The following is a 17,958-nucleotide window of genomic DNA, read 5'->3' as shown; positions in this document are numbered from 1 at the left end:
TCGAGGTCGTGTGGCCCCCCGATTCCAGAGGCCGCGATGTTAAAAAATCACAGCGATTGTTACTGTGAATCAACGCACAGATTGTTACAGAAATATGACAACGTGAGCAAATAAGCGCATGGGATCACGCTTTAGTTTCGTATTGCGCTCGATTATGTTCGAAATCAAACAAACCACACTATTAATGTGGCTGAATAGTAAAAAACGAACATGAGGGAAGATAATGACACTACGCGATCCTCGTTATAGCGATGTGATTATCATCGGCGGCGGCGCAACAGGGGCTGGTATCGCACGAGACTGCGCCCTGCGTGGACTAAAGGTTACGCTGCTGGAGCGTCACGATATCGCCACCGGTGCGACCGGGCGAAACCATGGCTTGCTGCACAGCGGGGCGCGCTACGCGGTGACCGACAACGAGTCCGCCCGCGAGTGCATCGCAGAAAACCAAATTCTCAAACGCATCGCCCGCCACTGCATTGAGCCTACCGACGGCCTGTTTATTACCCTGCCCGAAGACGATCTCGCGTTTCAGCAGACCTTCGTCCGTGCCTGCACCGAAGCCGGTATTCGCGCCGAAATGCTCGATCCCGCGCTCGCCAGACGTCTTGAACCTTCGGTGAATCCCGCGCTCATTGGCGCAGTGAAAGTGCCCGATGGAACCGTCGATCCCTTCCGTCTGACCGCCGCTAACATGCTTGACGCGCGCGAGCATGGCGCAATCGTTCTGACGGCGCATGAAGTCACCGGCCTTATCCGCGACGGCGATACCGTGCGGGGCGTGCGCGTGTATGACACGCTTTACGGCGAACACAGCGAGCTGTATGCCGACGTGGTGGTCAACGCCGCCGGAATTTGGGGTCAGCGCATCGCAGAATATGCCGACCTCTCCATCCGTATGTTCCCGGCCAAAGGCTCGCTATTGATCCTCGATCACCGCATCAACAATCACGTCATCAACCGTTGCCGCAAGCCGTCCGACGCGGACATTCTGGTGCCCGGCGATACCATTTCGCTCATTGGCACCACGTCCATGCACATCGACTATAACGATATCGACTGCAATCGCGTCACCGCCGAAGAGGTGGATATCCTGTTGCGCGAAGGCGAAAAACTGGCCCCTGTCATGGCGCAAACGCGCATTCTTCGCGCGTATGCAGGCGTACGTCCGCTGGTAGCCAGTGACGACGACCCCACCGGGCGCAACGTCAGCCGTGGGATTGTCCTGATGGACCACGCCAAACGCGATGGAATGGAAGGTTTTATTACCATCACCGGCGGCAAATTGATGACTTATCGATTGATGGCCGAGTGGGCGACAGACGCCGTGTGCCAGAAGCTGGGCAACACGCAGCCCTGCTCCACGGCGCAACGCCCTCTGCCAGGCTCGCAGGAATCCAGCGAAAAAACGCTGCAAAAAATCATCTCGCTCCCCGCACCACTGCGCGGTTCGGCCCTCTACCGCCACGGCGACCGCACGCCAGCCTGGCTCGGCCAGAGCCGTCTCAGCCGCAGTCTGGTGTGCGAATGCGAAGCCGTAACGGCGGGCGAAGTGCAATATGCGGTTGAAAATCTGACGGTCAATAATCTGCTCGATTTACGTCGCCGGACCCGAGTCGGCATGGGGACCTGTCAGGGCGAACTGTGCGCGTGTCGCGCTGCCGGGCTTTTGCAGCGCTTCAACGTCACCACATCAGCGCAGTCGCTCGCGCAGTTGAGCGAGTTCCTCAACGAACGCTGGAAAGGCGTGCAGCCTGTCGCCTGGGGCGATGCGCTGCGCGAAAGCGAATTCACCCGCTGGGTATATCAGGGATTATGCGGACTGGAAAAGGAGCAGCACGATGAAATTTGAAACGGTGATTATCGGCGGCGGTCTGGCAGGGATCCTGTGCGGGCTTAAGCTTACGCAGCGCGGTCTGCGATGCGCGATTGTCAGTCGTGGCCAAAGCGCTCTGCATTTTTCTTCCGGATCGCTGGATTTGCTGGGCGCGCTGCCAGACGGCTCCGCGGTAGACACGCCGTTAATGGCATTGCAAAACCCCGATGCATTGCCCGCAGAGCATCCCTACCGGCTAGTGGGCACGGACAACATCGCGCGTCTTGCCGATGAGACTGAAACGTTGCTCGCCACGTGCGGGGCGCGACTGCGCGGCCATGCGCGTCAAAATCATCAGCGCGTCACCCCGCTCGGCATGCTGCGTCCGGCATGGCTCAGCCCTGAAGAGGTTCCCGTCGCCCCGATTCAATCGCAGCGCGTATGTGTGGTCGGTATTAGCGGTTTTCTGGATTTTCAGGCCCATCTTGCCGCCGCATCGCTGCGTAATCAGGGCATCAGCGCCGATACCGCAGAAATAGAGTTGCCGGAACTGGACGTGCTGCGTGATAACGCCAGCGAGTTTCGCGCGGTAAATATCGCCCGTTTTCTTGATAACGATGATAAATGGCCGCTGCTGTTCGACGCCTTACAGCCGCTCAGCCAGGGTTGTGATGCGCTGTACATGCCGGCCTGTTTTGGTTTGGCGGATAATCGCCTCTGGCGTTGGCTGTCAGACCGACTAGCGTGCGCACTCTATTTACTGCCGACCCTTCCGCCTTCGGTGCCGGGCATACGCTTGCACAATCAACTCCAGCGCCAGTTTATTGCCCAGGGCGGCGTCTGGATGGCAGGTGATGATGTCAAAAAAGTGACGCTCGACAACGGTGTCGTGAGTGCCCTTTGGACGCGAAATCATGGCGATATCCCGCTACGTCCGCAGTTTGTGGTGCTGGCGAGCGGCAGTTTTTTCAGCAACGGCCTTATCAGCACACGCGAAGGAATACGCGAAGCCGTGCTGGGTTTGGATGTGCGGCAAAATGCCTCCCGAGCGGACTGGTATCAAAGCGATTTCTTCGCTCCGCAGCCGTGGCAGCAGTTTGGCGTCATTACAGACAACACCCTACGGCCGCAGCTTTCCGGCTCGCCCGTCGATAATCTTTACGCTATCGGTTCCGTGTTGGGCGGCTTTGATCCCATCGCACTGGGCTGCGGTGGCGGCGTGTGCGCTATCACCGCCCTGTATGCCGCAGAACAGATTTGCCAGCGTGCAGGAGACGAGCAATGAACGACACCCGTTTTGAAAGCTGCATCAAGTGCACCGTGTGCACCACGGTCTGCCCGGTCAGCAGCGTGAATCCGCATTATCCTGGGCCGAAACAGGCGGGGCCAGATGGCGAGCGCCTGCGCCTGAAAGATGGCGCTTTGTACGATGAGGCGCTGAAATACTGTATCAACTGCAAACGTTGCGAAGTCGCGTGCCCTTCCGATGTCAAAATCGGTGACATCATTCAGCGTGCGCGAGCGCAATACAGCAAACAGACGCCAAAACTGCGCGATATCATTTTGAGCCACACGGATCTGATGGGCAGCGTTTCAACCCCGTTTGCGCCACTGGTGAATGCCGCGACCTCACTGAAGCCGGTGCGTCAGTTGCTCGACGTAGCGCTTAAAATCGATCATCACCGCAGCCTGCCAAAATATTCACACGGCACCTTCCGCCGCTGGTACAAATCGGTCGCCGAGGCGCAGGCAACTTACGCCGATCAGGCGGCCTTTTTCCATGGCTGTTATGTGAACTATAACCACCCGCAGCTGGGCAAAGATCTGATCACGGTGTTAAACGCGATGGGCACCGGCGTGCAGCTGTTGAATAAAGAGAAGTGCTGCGGCGTGCCGCTGATCGCTAACGGCTTTACCAACAAAGCGCGTAAACAGGCGCAAAGCAATGTGTCGTCTCTTCGAGAAGCGATTGTCGGGAAAGGCATTCCGGTGCTTGCTACCTCGTCCACCTGTACCTTTACGTTGCGCGATGAGTACCCGCATGTGCTGGATGTGGAAAACAGCGATCTGCGCGAGCACATTGAGCTGGCAACGCGTTTCCTGTGGCGCAAACTGGATAACGGCCAGACGCTGCCCTTGAAACCGTTGCCGCTGAAAGTGGTGTATCACACACCCTGTCATATGGAAAAAATGGGCTGGTCGATCTACACGCTGGAATTGCTGAGGCTGATTCCGGGTCTGGAACTGACGGTTCTGGATTCGCGCTGCTGCGGGATTGCGGGTACATACGGCTTTAAAAGCGAAAACTACCCGACGTCACAGGCGATTGGTGCGCCCCTGTTCCGCCAGATTGAAGAGAGCGGCGCAGACATCGTGGTGACCGACTGCGAAACCTGCAAATGGCAAATTGAGATGTCCACCAGCAAACGCTGCGAACATCCCATCTCTCTACTCGCAAAAGCGCTGGGGTGATCACTATCGGGGCCTTTTGGCCCCGATATTTTTACTCAATAAACAGCGTATCCACCACGTTAATCCAGCCATGTTCGCTGGCAACATCTTTGCCGTTCAACCAGCGACGCAGCATGTTCAGCGCCATCATCGCACACACTTCCTGACGCACCTGCAGACTGTGACGGGTTATGCTCATCTTGACCCGCAATGCGTGGGTTCCCTGCGGCGTCGCCAGCGCAAAGTTAAGATGCTCATCTTCCAGCCCGGTCACTGCCAGCGCCAGTCCGGCGAAATGTTTCACCCGACGATCGGCCGCCCAGTGCGCGGTTTGTGCCAGCGTCTCTTCCTGCGAGGGCACTACTTCGCTCGCCAGCAAGGAGGCGTTTTCACGCGATAATTGTAAGGCCAGCAAACCGCCGGTGAACTGCTCGCTGAGCGTCAGGCTCAGCTGGCGTTCATTCAGGCAGCGGGCGATTTGCGCGGGTAACCCTTCGGTGCCTTCGAAAATCAGATTCTCACCCGCCACGCGCTGCACTTCAGGCCATGCCGCCAGCATCGCGGCTTTTTGCGTTGCCGGTCCGGTGAGCTTGAGCTCAATGATCGGCATCGAGGAGCGATAGCCCATCGACACGCCTTCGGGCAGCTTGAGATGTTCGAGGCTTTGCGCCAGATCGCTTTCTGAGCGGCCAAACGTCGTTAATCGCAGGCACAGCGGCGGCTCAGGCAGCGTAAAACGCTCGCGCAGACGCGGCAGGATCTCCTGCTCAACCATGACTTTAAATTCAGACGGAACGCCAGGCGTAAAGAACATCAGGCAGCGGTTGAGCTTGACGGCAAATCCACAGGCCGTACCGACCGGGTTGTCGATAAGCTCTGCGCTGGCAGGGATTTCGGCCTGCTTGCGGTTGCTCGGGGCCATCACTCTGCCACGATCGTTGAAAAAGCTTTCCATATGCGTGAGCCACGCTTCATGAAGCACCAACCCTTCACCTTTTGCCGTTGCGGCAGCCAGCGCACTGAGATCGTCACTGGTTGGCCCAAGGCCGCCGTTGACGATCAATACGTCCGCATGTTCGCTCCGCTCGCGCAAAATGCTGACGAGATCATCAAGGCGATCGCCGACGGTATTGCGGCGCGTTAACGGTAATCCCTGCTCAAAGAAAAAATTGGCGAGCCAGGCCGCATTGGTATCGGTGATCTGTCCATGCAGCACTTCGTCGCCGGTGGATAACATTTCCACGTTTAGCATTGTGTTCTCCCACTTCTATGGTCAAAACACTATACCCTAAATCATGCGAGTTGCAGGATTCCGCGCACCGTTTACCTGAGCGTGGCGCACCACCAACGTGAGTCATAACGGGTATTCGCGCAACCAGAGGTGAGGAAAAAAGAAGAGTGAAACAGGCGCGGCAGAATACCGCGCCAGAAACTCAGAAACCGGCGCTGACGCCAACGTACGGGCCATCAGCCAGTGCGTTGTCACGGTTGCCGTCTTTACCCGCCAGATTCAGATAACGATAACCTGCTTCGACGGTGATAGGACGCATGATTGTCCAGCGCGCGCCAGCGTTGGCTTCTTCATAGCTGTCGATACCGCTGGAGAGGGAATCAGGAGAATAGTAGTACTCGCCGAACAGGCCGAAGCTATCGCCAATCTTCCACTGCAAACCGCCACCCACTGCCGCAGCGTAACCTTCGTCCCCGTTGTTCGGGTTGGTATAAATACCTTTACCGCCGACGGTTGCCAGGAAAGGCCCCAGAGGAATATTCAGACCCAGACCGAGACTTGCCGCATCGCCGTCGTCATCGTTGTGCGTCCAGTTGCCGGTCATCGCCAGACCGGAAGTCTCCGTTCCCAGACCAAAACCGAGATTGGTGTAATCTTTACCCGCCTGGCCACTCACAGTAATGGCGTTTGCCGCCGCAGAAACAAAAAACAGGCCGCTAAGGCCCAATAATGCCACTTTTTTCATTGTCGTGATCCCACACAAATTTATCGTCAAATGTCCCAAACCGCGTGATTCTAACGCGAGTCTGTCAGGGATCAAGTGCTATGCGTGCGTAGGGATATTAGATTGTAACGATTTGAAACTTGACCGTTTACCAAAGGTAAACAGACATCAAAGCGCGTCTCGGACGCAGGTTTAGCCTTTCAGAAAAGTATTAACCCACTGCTGTAACGCGCGGCGAGAAATTTTAATCCCCCCGTTTTTAAGCTCTGCGGGCAAAACCAGCCAGTGCAACGGCTGCTGGAAGCGAGCCAGCTTATCGCGCACCCACTCGGGAAAAACGGTGATATCGGTGCCGGTTTCACACTCAACCACGGCGACAGGCCGTTGACCAAATTCAGCGTCGTCCAGCGGAACCACAAACACCTGATGGATAAGCGGATGCGCCCCGATAACGCGTTCGAGCGCTTCCGGCTGTATCCCTTCTCCCCCGCTAAAAAACAGGTTATCCATGCGCCCGAGAATCGTCAGAGACCCCGCGACAAGTTCACCGCGATCGCGGGTGGCAAACCAACCTTGTTCGTTAACCAGTGGGATGATGTTGTCATCACGCCAGTAGCCGCGAGCCATGCTCTGCGCTTTGAGCCAGATTTCACCCTCGACAATTTTGACTTCCCTTCCAGGAAGTGGACTGCCAACATCCGGTTTCCCGTCAGCCTCTTTCGCGCAGACCGTCGACGCAAATTCGGTAAGACCGTAGCCACACCAGCAGCGAATGCCTTGCGCTTTCGCCTTTTGCGTGAGTTCGACCGGGATTGCCGCGCCGCCGAGCAGGACAGCTTTGAGGGCGAGAGGCTCACAATGATTCAGTAAACGCCAAAGCTGCGTCGGCACCAGCGATGCATGCGTACAGCCCTGCAGCATCTGTTCAAGCGGTTGCTTATCACGCACGGTCAACCGCGCACCGGCAAACAGCCAGCGCCACAAAATCCCCTGCCCGGAGACATGGAACAGCGGCAGTGACAGCAGCCAGTCGTCCTGGGCGCCATAAGGCATCAACAACAACACCCCTTCCGCGCTGGCGAGATGCGCGGCAGGCGTATGGACGGCGGCTTTTGGCAGCCCGGTTGAACCGGAAGTGAGCGTCATCGACGCCAGCCGTTCTGGCTGCCAGGTCACTGAATGGCTGCCCGGCACGTCCTGCATGGCGAGAGGCATTAGCCCATCAAATTCGCCGTCCAGCACCAGCGCAAAGCGCAGCGTCATTTGCGGGATCAGCACATTGAGGAGCGGGCGCGGAAGCTGGGGATTGACCGGTAAAATGCGCGCGCCGCATTGCAGCAGCGCAAGCCACGCCAGCAGCGTGGTGGGGTGATTTTGCGCCATCAGCATCACCCCGTCGCCTTCTTGAATGCCCTGCCGATGGAATCCTTTCGCCAGAGCATCCACTCGCTGACAAAGCTGCTGCCAGCTCAGGATTTCCTGGTTTAGCCGCACGGCAGGTTTAGCCGGATGACGCGCGCACCAGTGCTTCCATGGCCAGTCGGTAAAACTCATAGCAGCGGCTCCAGCGCCTCAATATCCAGATACGGGAGCGGATTGCCAGGCCAACGACGCACCAGTTGCGTTTGCATCAGGTTAAGCGTGTCCAGTCCGGGGATAGTCTGCGGCGTCAGCCACGCGGCAATGCGCGCAAGCTGCGTCAGACCAAGACTGGATTCAATCGATGAACTGATCACCGCCGTCAAACCCAGCGCATGCGCAGCGGCAACCTGCTTACACACTTTATCCAGGCTGCCCGTGAGCGTGGGTTTGATCACCAGCGCCGTCACGCCAGGTTCAGCGACAAATTCAAAACCCGCTTCGCGTAAACTTTCGTCCCACGCGATGGCGATCCCGGTTTCCTGCGCAAAAACGCGGGAATCATCACGGGTTTTGCACGGCTCTTCGAGAAAGGCTATACGATCGCGATAATCGGGATTGACGTATTTCGCGAACTGCTGCGCTTTCAGAGGTGTCCAGGCGCGGTTGGCATCCAGACGCAGGCGCAGATCCGGAATCGCCTCCAGCAGCAAATTGACCACCATCCCATCGCGTACCGCTTCGTACAGACCCACTTTCACTTTGGCGACTTTTTCACCCGGCATCGCTGCCAGCGATTCAAACAGCTCATCTGGATCGCCTGAACAGAGCGGCGCAGCGCGGTAATCTGCTGCCTCCGGTAAAGTGCCGTCAAGCTCAGCGAGCGCGCAGCTAATCCCGAAAGAGGCAGATGGAATAGCCGGCAATGCCGGTGATTCCCCTATCCGCCAGGCGTTGGCCCACGCCAGCAGCGCCGTTTCGGCCTCAGCCAGCGATTCCAGACTGAAGCCCGGCAGAGGCGAAATTTCGCCCCAGCCCTGACGGTCATCCTGCTGCAGATGGACAAACAAGCCGTCACGGGTTTTGAGCCGCCGATCGCGCAGCACCACACCCGCGTCCATGGGGATCTGCCAGCGGTAAACCTGCGCGCCGCGCATTACGGGTTACGCTTGTATTTGCTGAAGTCCGGCTGGCGTTTTTCATTAAACGCGTTACGGCCTTCCTGACCCTCTTCCGTCATGTAGAACAGCATGGTCGCATTACCGGCCAGCTCCTGCAGACCCGCCTGACCATCGCAGTCGGCGTTCAGCGCCGCTTTCAGGCAACGCAGCGCCATTGGGCTGTTTTGCAGCATTTCACGACACCAGCGAACGGTCTCTTTTTCCAGATCGGCAATCGGCACAACGGTGTTGACCAGACCCATATCCAACGCTTCCTGTGCATTGTACTGACGGCACAGGAACCAGATTTCACGCGCTTTTTTCTGACCCACGATACGCGCCATATAGGATGCGCCCCAGCCGCCGTCGAAAGAACCCACTTTCGGGCCGGTCTGGCCGAAAACGGCGTTTTCAGCAGCAATGGTCAGGTCACACATCATGTGCAATACGTGACCGCCACCGATGGAGAAACCGGCCACCATCGCGACAACGGGTTTTGGACAGGTGCGGATCTGGCGCTGGAAGTCGAGCACGTTCAGGTGATGGGTGCCTGAATCATCCTGATATCCGCCGTAATCGCCGCGGACTTTCTGATCGCCGCCAGCGCAGAAGGCTTTATCGCCCTCGCCGGTCAGGACGATGACGCCGATGTTGTCGTCGTAACGCGCGTCAGCCATCGCCTGAATCATCTCTTTAACGGTCAACGGACGAAATGCGTTACGCACCTGTGGACGATTAATGGTGATTTTGGCGATACCGTCGGCGGACTTGTGATAACGAATATCCGTGTAACCTTCGGAGCAGTCTTGCCATTCAACCGGTGCGTACAGCATTTGTTCATCAGGATAGATCATGGAATGTCCTTTATTCGAAGACGCAGTATCTGAGCCAAACATTCAGCAACCGCAGCGGGGTTTTCCCGATGGGCGTTGTGTCCGGCATTGGGAATCACATGGCGTTGGGCAGTAAGTTCAGTCGCTATTGCGCCAAACTTATCGTCGTGTTCGCCATACACATAATGGAATGGATAGTCGTGCGCGCGCAGAGCAGCTCGCAGATCGGGCTGCTGTGCAAGCGAGGTCGCCTGCAACATTGCGCCAAGCGCCGCGCCGTTATTTTGACTGCGCAGCGCCACCAGCGCATCACGCTCGGTGTCATGTAAAGCGGCGAAAACCGGTTGCTGATACCAGGCGCTGAAGACATTTTCTAAGGGTTCGCGCCGGAAGCGCTCCGCCCACTGGGCGTCCGATTCTGCCCGCGATTTGCGGGTCGGTTCATCGTGCATTCCGGGATGTCCGCCTTCAACGACCAGTCCAATTAATCCCGCGGGCTGCTGGCAAGCGTGAAACATCGCAATGCGGCCGCCGAGAGAGTATCCCACCAGCCAAAACTTAAGTATGTTGTAACTAACAAGCGTATCGGCGAGTAATTGGCTCACCTCGTCAAATCCGGCGACGGCAATATTTGCGGAATCACCGTGTCCGGGCAAATCGAGATGCAACTGCGGATAATCGGGCAGTTGCGCACCCACCTCCTGCCATTCCCGACTGTCACCGGAAAAACCGTGCAGGAAAACCAGCCAGGGAAAGCCCGGTTTTCCTGCGCGCGTTTTACCGTTCAGGATCATAGATGGCTCACCTGCGCGAGGAGATGTTGCAGCTTTTGCGCCCCGTCAGAATCATTCACCACCAGCTCGATGAGCGTGGCACCCGGCTGCTGCCAGGCGGTGCTCATGGCATCGTCCAGTTCGGACCAACTTTGCGGGCGATGATATTTGAGGCTGAACATCGCTGCCGCATGCTCGAACTGCACATTTTGCGGCATCAGGTAGAAACGTTCGCGCTCACTTTGCGGCGTTGGCAGCAGAGAGAAAATTTGTCCGCCGTTATTGTTGACCACAATCAGCACGAACGGTGCCGACGCCTGGCGCAGCAAGGCCAGCGCGTTGAGGTCATATAACGCGGAGAGATCACCCACAATCGCGAGTGTTGGTTTGGTACTGGCGCGCTGAACGCCCGCGGCGGTGGAAATCAGCCCGTCGATACCGCTGGCACCACGGTTGCTGTAAACCGGATATCCAGCTGGGAGCTTAGAAAGCGCATCAATCAGGCGGACCACCAGGCTGTTTCCGACAAAGAGCTGACCCTGGTCGGGCAGATACTGACGAATCCGATGCGCCAGTTCCGCCTCGCCAAAACGCTCGCATTGCTGTGTGGTGAGGTCCCACGCCAGGCGAGAAAGCTCGGGGATAGCCGTCGCCCAGGCTTGACGTTTTTCCGCTGGGTGATCTTCCAACCATTCGCCAATCGCACTGACCAGGCGACGCCCACGATGATGAGCCGGATCGAGCCGCCCTTCCAGCGAGTCAACCAGCCAGTACTCTTCCGGCTTGCAGGTGGATTGCCACTGCAACACGCGTTTTCCAGTGAGGCTTGAGCCTAACTGAATCACAATTTGCGCCTGTGCAAGTTCGGTAACCGCTTTTGCGTTGCCCAGCCATAAATCTGCGCACGGCAGCGGCTGACCGGTTTGCGAAAGTACATCGCCAATCAGCGGCCAGCCCAGCGTTTTGGCCCATTCAGCGACCTGTTTGCCCTCAGCGGCAGTCATACGCCCGGCGAGGATCACGCCGCGCTTCTGTCGCCAGTGGAACCAGTCGCGCTGCTGTCCGCTTTGCAGATGCGTTTGCGCACGTAGCCACGGCTTATCGCTTTGCCACCAGTTGCCAAGGGTTTGCTGCCATTCAACGCCGGTATCGTTCAGCTCGCCATACAGCGGTTCAGCAAACGGGCAGTTGATGTGCAGCGCGCCGTGACGGAGTGCGCCCATGGCATGATCAAGCGTTGAAACCAACCAACTGGCTGGAATGTCCTGAGTGGGACGCGGCAACGAGAGCGCCTCGGCAGGATGCGAGGCAAAAATACCGGGCTGACGAATCGCCTGGTTGGCACCGCAGTCGATCAGCTCAGGCGGTCTGTCTGCGGTGAGCAGCACCAGTTTTTCGCCCGTTAACCCCGCCTCAATCAGCGCTGGATAGAGATTCGCGACGGCCGTACCGGACGTGACAATGACCGCCACGGGCGCTTTGCTAACTTTCGCCAGCCCCAAAGCCAGATGGCCAAGGCCACGTTCATCAAAATGGGTGTGATGAATAAACGCGCGGTTTTCCGCCGCCGCAAGCGTCAGCGGCGTGGAGCGTGAGCCCGGTGCAATACACACATGCCTGACGCCATGGCGAGTCAGGGCTTCAAGAATGACCGCCGCCCAGCGTCGGTTAAAAGAACTTACTGACATGAAATTGTCCGGTATCAATATTAAGGCACAGTATAAATAATAGAGACAGATTGAATTTTGATATGAATCGGGAATGTGCGACTCAGTATTAATCCATAAGGAGCAATGTTCTCAGCCCTGCGGCTTTGTTTTCTATCTCCTGCCACTCTTCTTCGGGAACGGATCCGCTAATAATCCCGGCTCCCGCATAGAGTCTTACCGCGGTGTGACTCACGCGCGCGCAGCGCAACGTGACGCAGAATTCGCTTTGCTCCGGGGAAAGATAACCCGCTGAACCGGCATACCACTCGCGCTCAAAGGGCTCGTTACGCTGAATAAACGCGCGCGCGGAATCACGGGGTAATCCTGCAACGGCCGCGGTTGGCTGCAATAAATGCAGGCATTGCTCATCGTCGGCGAGGTTAAGTTCCGTCCAGATACATCGGCGCAAATGTTGCACCTTTCTCAGGCGCACGACTTGTGCGGGAAGCACCTCCAGCGCCTGAGTATGATGCTGTAAACGCTGGCAAATATCTTCTACTACCAGCATGTTTTCACGCTGATTTTTATCGTCGTTAAGCAACCATTCACCCAAACGATGGCTCTGCGCGTCATCAGCATGGCTGGCAACCGTTCCGGCAAGCGCTTCGGTACGCAAAAGTGTGTCACGTCGCCGCCACAGTCGCTCCGGGGATGACCCCAAGAAAGCGTTCTGCGCATCAAAAATCATGCAGTAATGGTAACAGTTGTGATTGATACGTCGGCTGGCCGCCATCAGTGCAATGGCCGTGACGCGTTGGTCAACGTGCAAATCGGTTGCACGCGCCAGCACCACTTTTTCAAACTCACCGTGTGCAATGGCGTCCGTCGCCTGCGAAACCAAACTCAACCATTCTGGCCGTGCGGGCAGATGCGTTTCACGCACGATTTTCGATGAGAGCGTAGTTATCGGTCTGATGGCCTGGAGCTGCTGCAAAAATTCGAGGGCACGCCGGGCATCGTCTTGCAAAGAGACATTGCTCGACAGGTTTAGCCGTAAACTCGCCATACCGCCCGTGCGCTGCCATAGCAGGCGCGGCAAAAATAAATGGCTCTGTCCGGGGGTAAAGGCGTTAAGACCGCAAATGCGGGTATCGGCAGAGGCGTGGGAATTATTTAAAAACTGACGGGCGGCCGACAGGGTTGAAAAGTGTTCTGCTGCGCCCAGTGCCGCCAGTTCTTCATCGCCGTTACGCTGTTGCCAGTAAAACTGGGGATATGCTATCTGCGCGCCTAGCCAGGCAAGAGGATCAAAAGCATCGTTTAAGGGGAAGGAGACGTCGAAATGACGCAGACCGGCTGTGGCGGGAATATCTTGCTGCAGAAAGTCGCCAAGACGTTCCAGCGCGATGGAAATCGAGTGCACGCGGTTCTCCCCCTATAAAAACCTCATATTATACGGGGTACTTGCAATAAAAAGCAGTACCCACGTATAGGGAGGGGTCAACCTGTGGTGCGTAATCTTAGCGACGGGCGAGCAACAGCCCCAAAACCAGTCCCGCAGCGGCACCTACGCCGATGCCTTGCCACGGTTTTTCATGCACATAATCATCAGCACGATAAACCGCTTTCTTGGCGCGATAATAATAATTATCGGACGCATGACTCACGCGATTTTTCACGTCCTCCAGCGCCTGTTCGGCACGAGCTTTAAGCTCAATGTATTTTTGATCGGCCGGATCGCCCGAAGAACGCAGCACCTCTTCCAGCGTCTCACTTAGCAGCGCCAGATCGTCATCGATACGGGTATCCCAGGATTGAAATGACATAGTTTTCTCCATATGAGTGCATTAGTTCGGTAACTATAGACAACGACAACTCATTGCGCCTGTTTCGTTTCTCTCGCCATGCCGACGTGCGGAATGCCATCTTCGTCGTACACGGGAGTGACAGGCACAAACCCAAAGTGAGCATAAAATGGCTGGAGATGGGCCTGCGCGCTGAGATATAACGCCTTGTCCGGCCACTGTTTTTCGCATACTGAGAGCGTTTGTTCCATCAACGCATAACCCAGTTTTTCGCCGCGCGCTTTGCCACTAATAATGACGCGGCCAATCACCACCGGCTCAACATCTTCGTCACTTTTCAGAATCCTCGCATACGCCACCAGCTCGTTATCCTTCCAGCCGAGAATATGGCGGTTCTCGCCGATCAGGTCATCGCCATCAATATCCTGATACGGGCAGGTCTGTTCGACGACAAACACTTCACAGCGCAATTTGAGGATGTCATACAGGAGCGGAACGGTCAGCTCGCTGTGATGTAAATCTTGCCACTGAATCATGTCAGGCTCCTTATTGGATATCATCCCGTTATACTAAACACTTTCTCGTTCGCAAAGAGTCTGATGGCGTTATGGAACTGATTTTTCTCGGCACGTCTGCTGGCGTGCCAACCCGATCGCGAAACGTGACGGCAATACTGCTGGATTTGCAGCATCCTACGCGTGCGGGGCTGTGGCTTTTTGATTGCGGTGAAGGGACGCAGCATCAGCTGCTACATACGCCTTATCACCCCGGTAAGCTCGATAAGATTTTTATCACCCATTTGCATGGCGATCATGTGTTCGGTTTGCCTGGATTGTTATGCAGCCGGTCGATGGCCGGAAACGTCAATCCGTTGACCATCTTCGGCCCGGCGGGTATTCGCGAGTTTACGGAAACTGCGTTGCGTTTAAGCGGTTCCTGGACCGATTACCCACTTGAGATCGTAGAAGTTAGCGAAGGCGTGGTGTTCGAAGATGAGCAGTATACCGTGACCGCAGGGGCGTTAAATCACCCTGTGGAATGCTACGGCTATCGCATTGAGGAACACGACAAACCCGGTGCGCTGGATGCCGCTGCGCTGATCGCCGATGGCATAAAGCCCGGTCCTCTTTTCCAGCGTCTGAAGCACGGCGACACGGTGACACTGGAAGACGGGCGCATTGTGAACGGTCAGGATTATCTTTCAGCGCCACTGCCGGGTAAAAAGCTGGTGATTTTTGGCGATACGGCCCCCTGCCCTGCGGCGCTTGCGCTGGCCAGAAATGCGGATGTGTTAGTCCATGAAGCCACGCTAGAAGCGGCGATGGAGCAGAAGGCAAACAGTCGCGGTCACAGTTCCACACGCCAGGCCGCTCTGCTCGCCCGAGACGCATCTGTGGGTAAACTGCTCGTCACCCACGTCAGTTCGCGCTACGACGCACAGGGTTGCGAATCGTTGCTGAAAGAGTGCCGGGCGGTATTCCCGCAATGCGAACTGGCGCAAGATTTCATGCAGGTTTGCGTTTAGCCCTTCACTTTTCCCTCCGCGTGCCGATAACGATTAAAAGGCAAGCATCTCACTTGAGGGTAGAATGGATAATTTCCAGAAAGATATTGATGACAGGGCGAATCTCACCCTGTCAAACCGATTCGAACTTTTGCTGTTCCGTCTTGGTACGTCGTTAAATGAAAATAAGTCTGAGCTGTTTGGCATTAACGTTTTCAAACTGCGCGAAATTGTTCCTATGCCTGAATTCACCAAACCTGCGGGCATGAAATCGCCGCTGATGGGGATGGTCAATATTCGCGATCAGGTGATTCCAGTTATCGATTTAGCCGCCGTGGCGGGTTGTAAACCGGCTACCGGGCTGAATATTCTTCTCATTACCGAATACGCGCGCAGCGTGCAGGCGTTCGCTGTGGAATCCGTTGAGAACATTATGCGTCTCGACTGGAAACAAGTTCATGCTGCGACCGCCGTCAGCGGCCGCTATATCACCAGCATCGCGTGTCTTGATGAAAATACCGATACGAACGATCTGGCGATGGTGCTCGACGTTGAGCAGATCCTGTATGACATCACGCCATCCAATCACGATCTGCATGCGACCAACCTGAAAACAACCAAATTCAATATCAAGCCAGGCGCTGTCGCGATTGTTGCGGAAGATTCGAAAGTCGCGCGCTCTATGCTGGAGAAAGGGCTGGAAGCGATGAACATTCCTGCCGAAATGCATATCACCGGGAAAGAAGCGTGGGAAAAAATTGGCGTTCTGGCCGCGCAAGCGCAGGCAGAAGGCGTACCGATCACCGATAAAATTTCACTGGTCTTAACCGACCTTGAGATGCCGGAGATGGATGGTTTCACCCTGACGCGCAAAATCAAAACCGACGAAATCCTCAAGCACATTCCTGTGGTGATCCACTCATCCCTTTCAGGAAATGCCAACGAAGATCATATTCGTAAGGTGAAAGCGGATGGCTATGTGGCTAAGTTCGAACTGAACGAACTGTCCGCGGTGATTGAAGAAGTGCTGGATCGCTCAGCGAAGAAAATAGACGGCCCGCTGATTAGCCGCAAATAGCTGGCTTCGTTGCGGTGCGGGCTCGTGCTCTCACCGCGCCCCTTTCCCAGGGGGAAAAGGGGCAAACCATAAAAAAACCCGCCGAAGCGGGTTTTTTGTTTCATACATCGCTTACATCAACGGCATCGCGTGTTGCACGAGCGTGATCAGCGGTTGCGGATAGATACCGAAGATCAGCACCAGCAGCGCAGAAATCAGCACTACAATACCGCCCGCGCTGTATTGCCAGTTGGTTGGCGCATCGCGGTTAAGCTGTTGCGGCGCGCTCAGATACAAGCTGACCGCTACACGCAGGTAGTAGTACAAACCAATTGCGGAACCGATAACCACCGCAGCGGTCAGCCACCACAGACCCGCCTGTACACCGACTGCCAGCACGTAGAATTTACCGATAAAGCCCAGCGTCATCGGGATACCGGCCAGAGACAGCATCATCACGGTCATGACCGCAGACAAAATCGGACGGTGCCAGAACAAACCACGGTAGGAGAACAGTGAATCGGCATCCGGGCCACGGTACGGGCTGGACATCAGGCTGACCACACCGAACGCGCCGAGGCTGCTGAACAGGTAACCTGCCAGATAAACACCGACTGCTTCCATCGACATTGAGCCGTTTTGCAACGCGATCAATGCCACCATCAGGTAGCCCAGATGGGAGATAGAGGAGTAACCGAGCAGACGCTTGATATTAGTCTGGCTCAGCGCCATCAGGTTACCGAAGATGATGGAAGCGAATGCAATCACGCCCAGCACCACACGTACGGCTTCACTGTCACCCACTGGAGCGTACAGGAACAGACGCATCACCACGCTGAAGATAGCGATTTTACTCGCCGTCGCCAGGAAGGTGGAAACCGGAGCCGGTGCGCCCTGGTATACGTCCGGCGTCCACAGGTGGAACGGAACCAGAGAAAGCTTGAAGCCCAGACCCACAATCATCATGCCCAGACCCGCCAGCAGCAGCGGTTCATGCAGCATGTTGTCGCCAAGACTCTTACCCAGTGCGACGAAAGAGAGATTACCAGACTGTGCGTACAGCAGCGCAATACCAAACAGCAGGAAGGACGAGGCCGCAGCAGACAGAATCGTATACTTGATACTCGCTTCCAGAGAGCGCTTCTGACGGTACGCGTAACCAATCAGGCCGAACAGCGGCAGAGAGATCAGCTCAATACCGAGGAACAGCGCTGCCAGATGGTTAGCGTTTGCCAGCAAAATACCGCCCAGTGAGGCGATCAGTACCAGCAGATAAAACTCTTCTTTGTTGTCGTAATAGCCTTCGAGCCACGGGTACGCAAAAGTGCAGGTTGCCAGGCTCGCCAGAAGCACCAGTCCGGTGTACAGCATGGCAAAGCCGTCAACACGCATCAGCGGGGTGACATCCATGGCGCCCGCCTGGCCAACAAACCAGAGGGAGACTAACGCAGCGTTCAGACCCAGAACCGACAGCGTGGCATTCAGGAAGTGATTGCGTCGCCACGCAATGGAGAGCATCACAACCACCACCGTCAATCCGACGATCAGCAGCGGTAGCAGCGCGATCAGTTGTTGTGGAGTTATTGTCATGGCGAT

Annotated in this window: 16 protein-coding genes; 5 read left to right on the top strand and 11 right to left on the bottom strand. The window is 56.3% G+C overall.

Annotated features, from left to right (window positions below; translation table 11 throughout):
• Positions 1-223 precede the first annotated feature (223 nt).
• From glpA to glpC, 3 genes are read left to right on the top strand one after another with little or no spacing between them, the layout of a single operon-like run.
• Positions 224-1,852 (top strand): anaerobic glycerol-3-phosphate dehydrogenase subunit A, encoded by a 1,629-nt coding sequence (gene glpA, locus ACKI5T_RS13485; protein WP_407438069.1) that lies wholly within the window; start codon positions 224-226, stop codon positions 1,850-1,852.
• The gene (glpB, locus tag ACKI5T_RS13480) at positions 1,842-3,101 is read left to right on the top strand and encodes a glycerol-3-phosphate dehydrogenase subunit GlpB (RefSeq protein WP_407438067.1); all 1,260 of its coding nucleotides are present in this window, start codon (positions 1,842-1,844) and stop codon (positions 3,099-3,101) included. The genes glpA and glpB overlap by 11 nt, the downstream gene beginning before the upstream one ends.
• Positions 3,098-4,288 carry an anaerobic glycerol-3-phosphate dehydrogenase subunit GlpC gene (glpC, locus tag ACKI5T_RS13475; protein ID WP_407438065.1) on the top strand — a complete coding sequence of 397 codons (1,191 nt, stop codon included), beginning with the start codon at positions 3,098-3,100 and terminating at the stop codon, positions 4,286-4,288. Before glpB ends, glpC begins: the two co-directional genes overlap by 4 nt.
• A gap of 31 nt (positions 4,289-4,319) precedes the next feature.
• Here glpC and ACKI5T_RS13470 read toward each other — a convergent pair whose 3' ends face one another.
• The 10 genes from ACKI5T_RS13470 to ACKI5T_RS13425 form a co-directional block, all read right to left on the bottom strand.
• Positions 4,320-5,519 (bottom strand): nicotinamide mononucleotide deamidase-related protein YfaY, encoded by a 1,200-nt coding sequence (locus tag ACKI5T_RS13470; RefSeq protein WP_407438063.1) that lies wholly within the window; start codon positions 5,517-5,519, stop codon positions 4,320-4,322.
• Between the two features lie 181 nt (positions 5,520-5,700).
• Complete coding sequence (locus ACKI5T_RS13465) at positions 5,701-6,243, bottom strand: YfaZ family outer membrane protein (RefSeq protein ID WP_015959807.1); 543 nt, start codon at positions 6,241-6,243, stop codon at positions 5,701-5,703.
• Positions 6,244-6,414: 171 nt separating this feature from the next.
• Entirely contained in the window at positions 6,415-7,776 is a 1,362-nt protein-coding gene (menE, locus tag ACKI5T_RS13460; RefSeq protein WP_407438061.1) for an o-succinylbenzoate--CoA ligase, read from the bottom strand.
• Positions 7,773-8,738 (bottom strand): o-succinylbenzoate synthase, encoded by a 966-nt coding sequence (menC, locus tag ACKI5T_RS13455; protein ID WP_407438059.1) that lies wholly within the window; start codon positions 8,736-8,738, stop codon positions 7,773-7,775. The genes menE and menC overlap by 4 nt, the downstream gene beginning before the upstream one ends.
• Positions 8,738-9,595 (bottom strand): 1,4-dihydroxy-2-naphthoyl-CoA synthase, encoded by an 858-nt coding sequence (gene menB / locus ACKI5T_RS13450; protein WP_015959810.1) that lies wholly within the window; start codon positions 9,593-9,595, stop codon positions 8,738-8,740. Before menB ends, menC begins: the two co-directional genes overlap by 1 nt.
• Positions 9,592-10,368, bottom strand: a complete 777-nt coding sequence (menH, locus tag ACKI5T_RS13445) for a 2-succinyl-6-hydroxy-2,4-cyclohexadiene-1-carboxylate synthase (protein WP_407438056.1) — start codon at positions 10,366-10,368, stop codon at positions 9,592-9,594. Before menH ends, menB begins: the two co-directional genes overlap by 4 nt.
• Positions 10,365-12,035 (bottom strand): 2-succinyl-5-enolpyruvyl-6-hydroxy-3-cyclohexene-1-carboxylic-acid synthase, encoded by a 1,671-nt coding sequence (gene menD, locus ACKI5T_RS13440; protein ID WP_407438054.1) that lies wholly within the window; start codon positions 12,033-12,035, stop codon positions 10,365-10,367. The genes menH and menD overlap by 4 nt, the downstream gene beginning before the upstream one ends.
• 88 nt (positions 12,036-12,123) lie before the next feature.
• Positions 12,124-13,419, bottom strand: coding sequence for an isochorismate synthase MenF (gene menF, locus ACKI5T_RS13435; protein ID WP_407438052.1), 1,296 nt, complete (start codon positions 13,417-13,419; stop codon positions 12,124-12,126).
• A 97-nt stretch (positions 13,420-13,516) separates the two neighbouring features.
• Entirely contained in the window at positions 13,517-13,822 is a 306-nt protein-coding gene (gene elaB / locus ACKI5T_RS13430) for a stress response protein ElaB (protein WP_015959814.1), read from the bottom strand.
• A 50-nt stretch (positions 13,823-13,872) separates the two neighbouring features.
• The gene (locus ACKI5T_RS13425) at positions 13,873-14,337 is read right to left on the bottom strand and encodes a GNAT family N-acetyltransferase (RefSeq protein WP_407438050.1); all 465 of its coding nucleotides are present in this window, start codon (positions 14,335-14,337) and stop codon (positions 13,873-13,875) included.
• 71 nt (positions 14,338-14,408) lie between these two features.
• Here ACKI5T_RS13425 and rnz point away from each other — a divergent pair, with 71 nt between their 5' ends.
• A complete protein-coding gene (gene rnz / locus ACKI5T_RS13420) occupies positions 14,409-15,326 on the top strand; it encodes a ribonuclease Z (RefSeq protein ID WP_407438048.1) in 918 nt (305 codons plus the stop codon).
• 64 nt (positions 15,327-15,390) lie between these two features.
• A complete protein-coding gene (locus tag ACKI5T_RS13415; protein WP_015959817.1) occupies positions 15,391-16,383 on the top strand; it encodes a chemotaxis protein in 993 nt (330 codons plus the stop codon).
• Between the two features lie 111 nt (positions 16,384-16,494).
• Here ACKI5T_RS13415 and nuoN read toward each other — a convergent pair whose 3' ends face one another.
• Complete coding sequence (gene nuoN, locus ACKI5T_RS13410; protein ID WP_015959818.1) at positions 16,495-17,952, bottom strand: NADH-quinone oxidoreductase subunit NuoN; 1,458 nt, start codon at positions 17,950-17,952, stop codon at positions 16,495-16,497.
• Positions 17,953-17,958 lie beyond the last annotated feature (6 nt).

This window comes from Lelliottia sp., assembly GCF_045627565.1.
Taxonomy (GTDB): Bacteria; Pseudomonadota; Gammaproteobacteria; order Enterobacterales; family Enterobacteriaceae; genus Enterobacter.
Note: the sequence above shows the minus strand (reverse complement) of the source record. Positions and strands in the feature narration are given on the sequence as shown.

Coding starts and splice junctions, on each gene's coding strand:
- glpA (WP_407438069.1), top strand. CDS start 224: ATGACACTACGCGATCCTCGTTATAGCGATGTGATTATCATCGGCGGC.
- glpB (WP_407438067.1), top strand. CDS start 1,842: ATGAAATTTGAAACGGTGATTATCGGCGGCGGTCTGGCAGGGATCCTG.
- glpC (WP_407438065.1), top strand. CDS start 3,098: ATGAACGACACCCGTTTTGAAAGCTGCATCAAGTGCACCGTGTGCACC.
- ACKI5T_RS13470 (WP_407438063.1), bottom strand. CDS start 5,519: ATGCTAAACGTGGAAATGTTATCCACCGGCGACGAAGTGCTGCATGGA.
- ACKI5T_RS13465 (WP_015959807.1), bottom strand. CDS start 6,243: ATGAAAAAAGTGGCATTATTGGGCCTTAGCGGCCTGTTTTTTGTTTCT.
- menE (WP_407438061.1), bottom strand. CDS start 7,776: ATGAGTTTTACCGACTGGCCATGGAAGCACTGGTGCGCGCGTCATCCG.
- menC (WP_407438059.1), bottom strand. CDS start 8,738: ATGCGCGGCGCGCAGGTTTACCGCTGGCAGATCCCCATGGACGCGGGT.
- menB (WP_015959810.1), bottom strand. CDS start 9,595: ATGATCTATCCTGATGAACAAATGCTGTACGCACCGGTTGAATGGCAA.
- menH (WP_407438056.1), bottom strand. CDS start 10,368: ATGATCCTGAACGGTAAAACGCGCGCAGGAAAACCGGGCTTTCCCTGG.
- menD (WP_407438054.1), bottom strand. CDS start 12,035: ATGTCAGTAAGTTCTTTTAACCGACGCTGGGCGGCGGTCATTCTTGAA.
- elaB (WP_015959814.1), bottom strand. CDS start 13,822: ATGTCATTTCAATCCTGGGATACCCGTATCGATGACGATCTGGCGCTG.
- ACKI5T_RS13425 (WP_407438050.1), bottom strand. CDS start 14,337: ATGATTCAGTGGCAAGATTTACATCACAGCGAGCTGACCGTTCCGCTC.
- rnz (WP_407438048.1), top strand. CDS start 14,409: ATGGAACTGATTTTTCTCGGCACGTCTGCTGGCGTGCCAACCCGATCG.
- ACKI5T_RS13415 (WP_015959817.1), top strand. CDS start 15,391: ATGGATAATTTCCAGAAAGATATTGATGACAGGGCGAATCTCACCCTG.
- nuoN (WP_015959818.1), bottom strand. CDS start 17,952: ATGACAATAACTCCACAACAACTGATCGCGCTGCTACCGCTGCTGATC.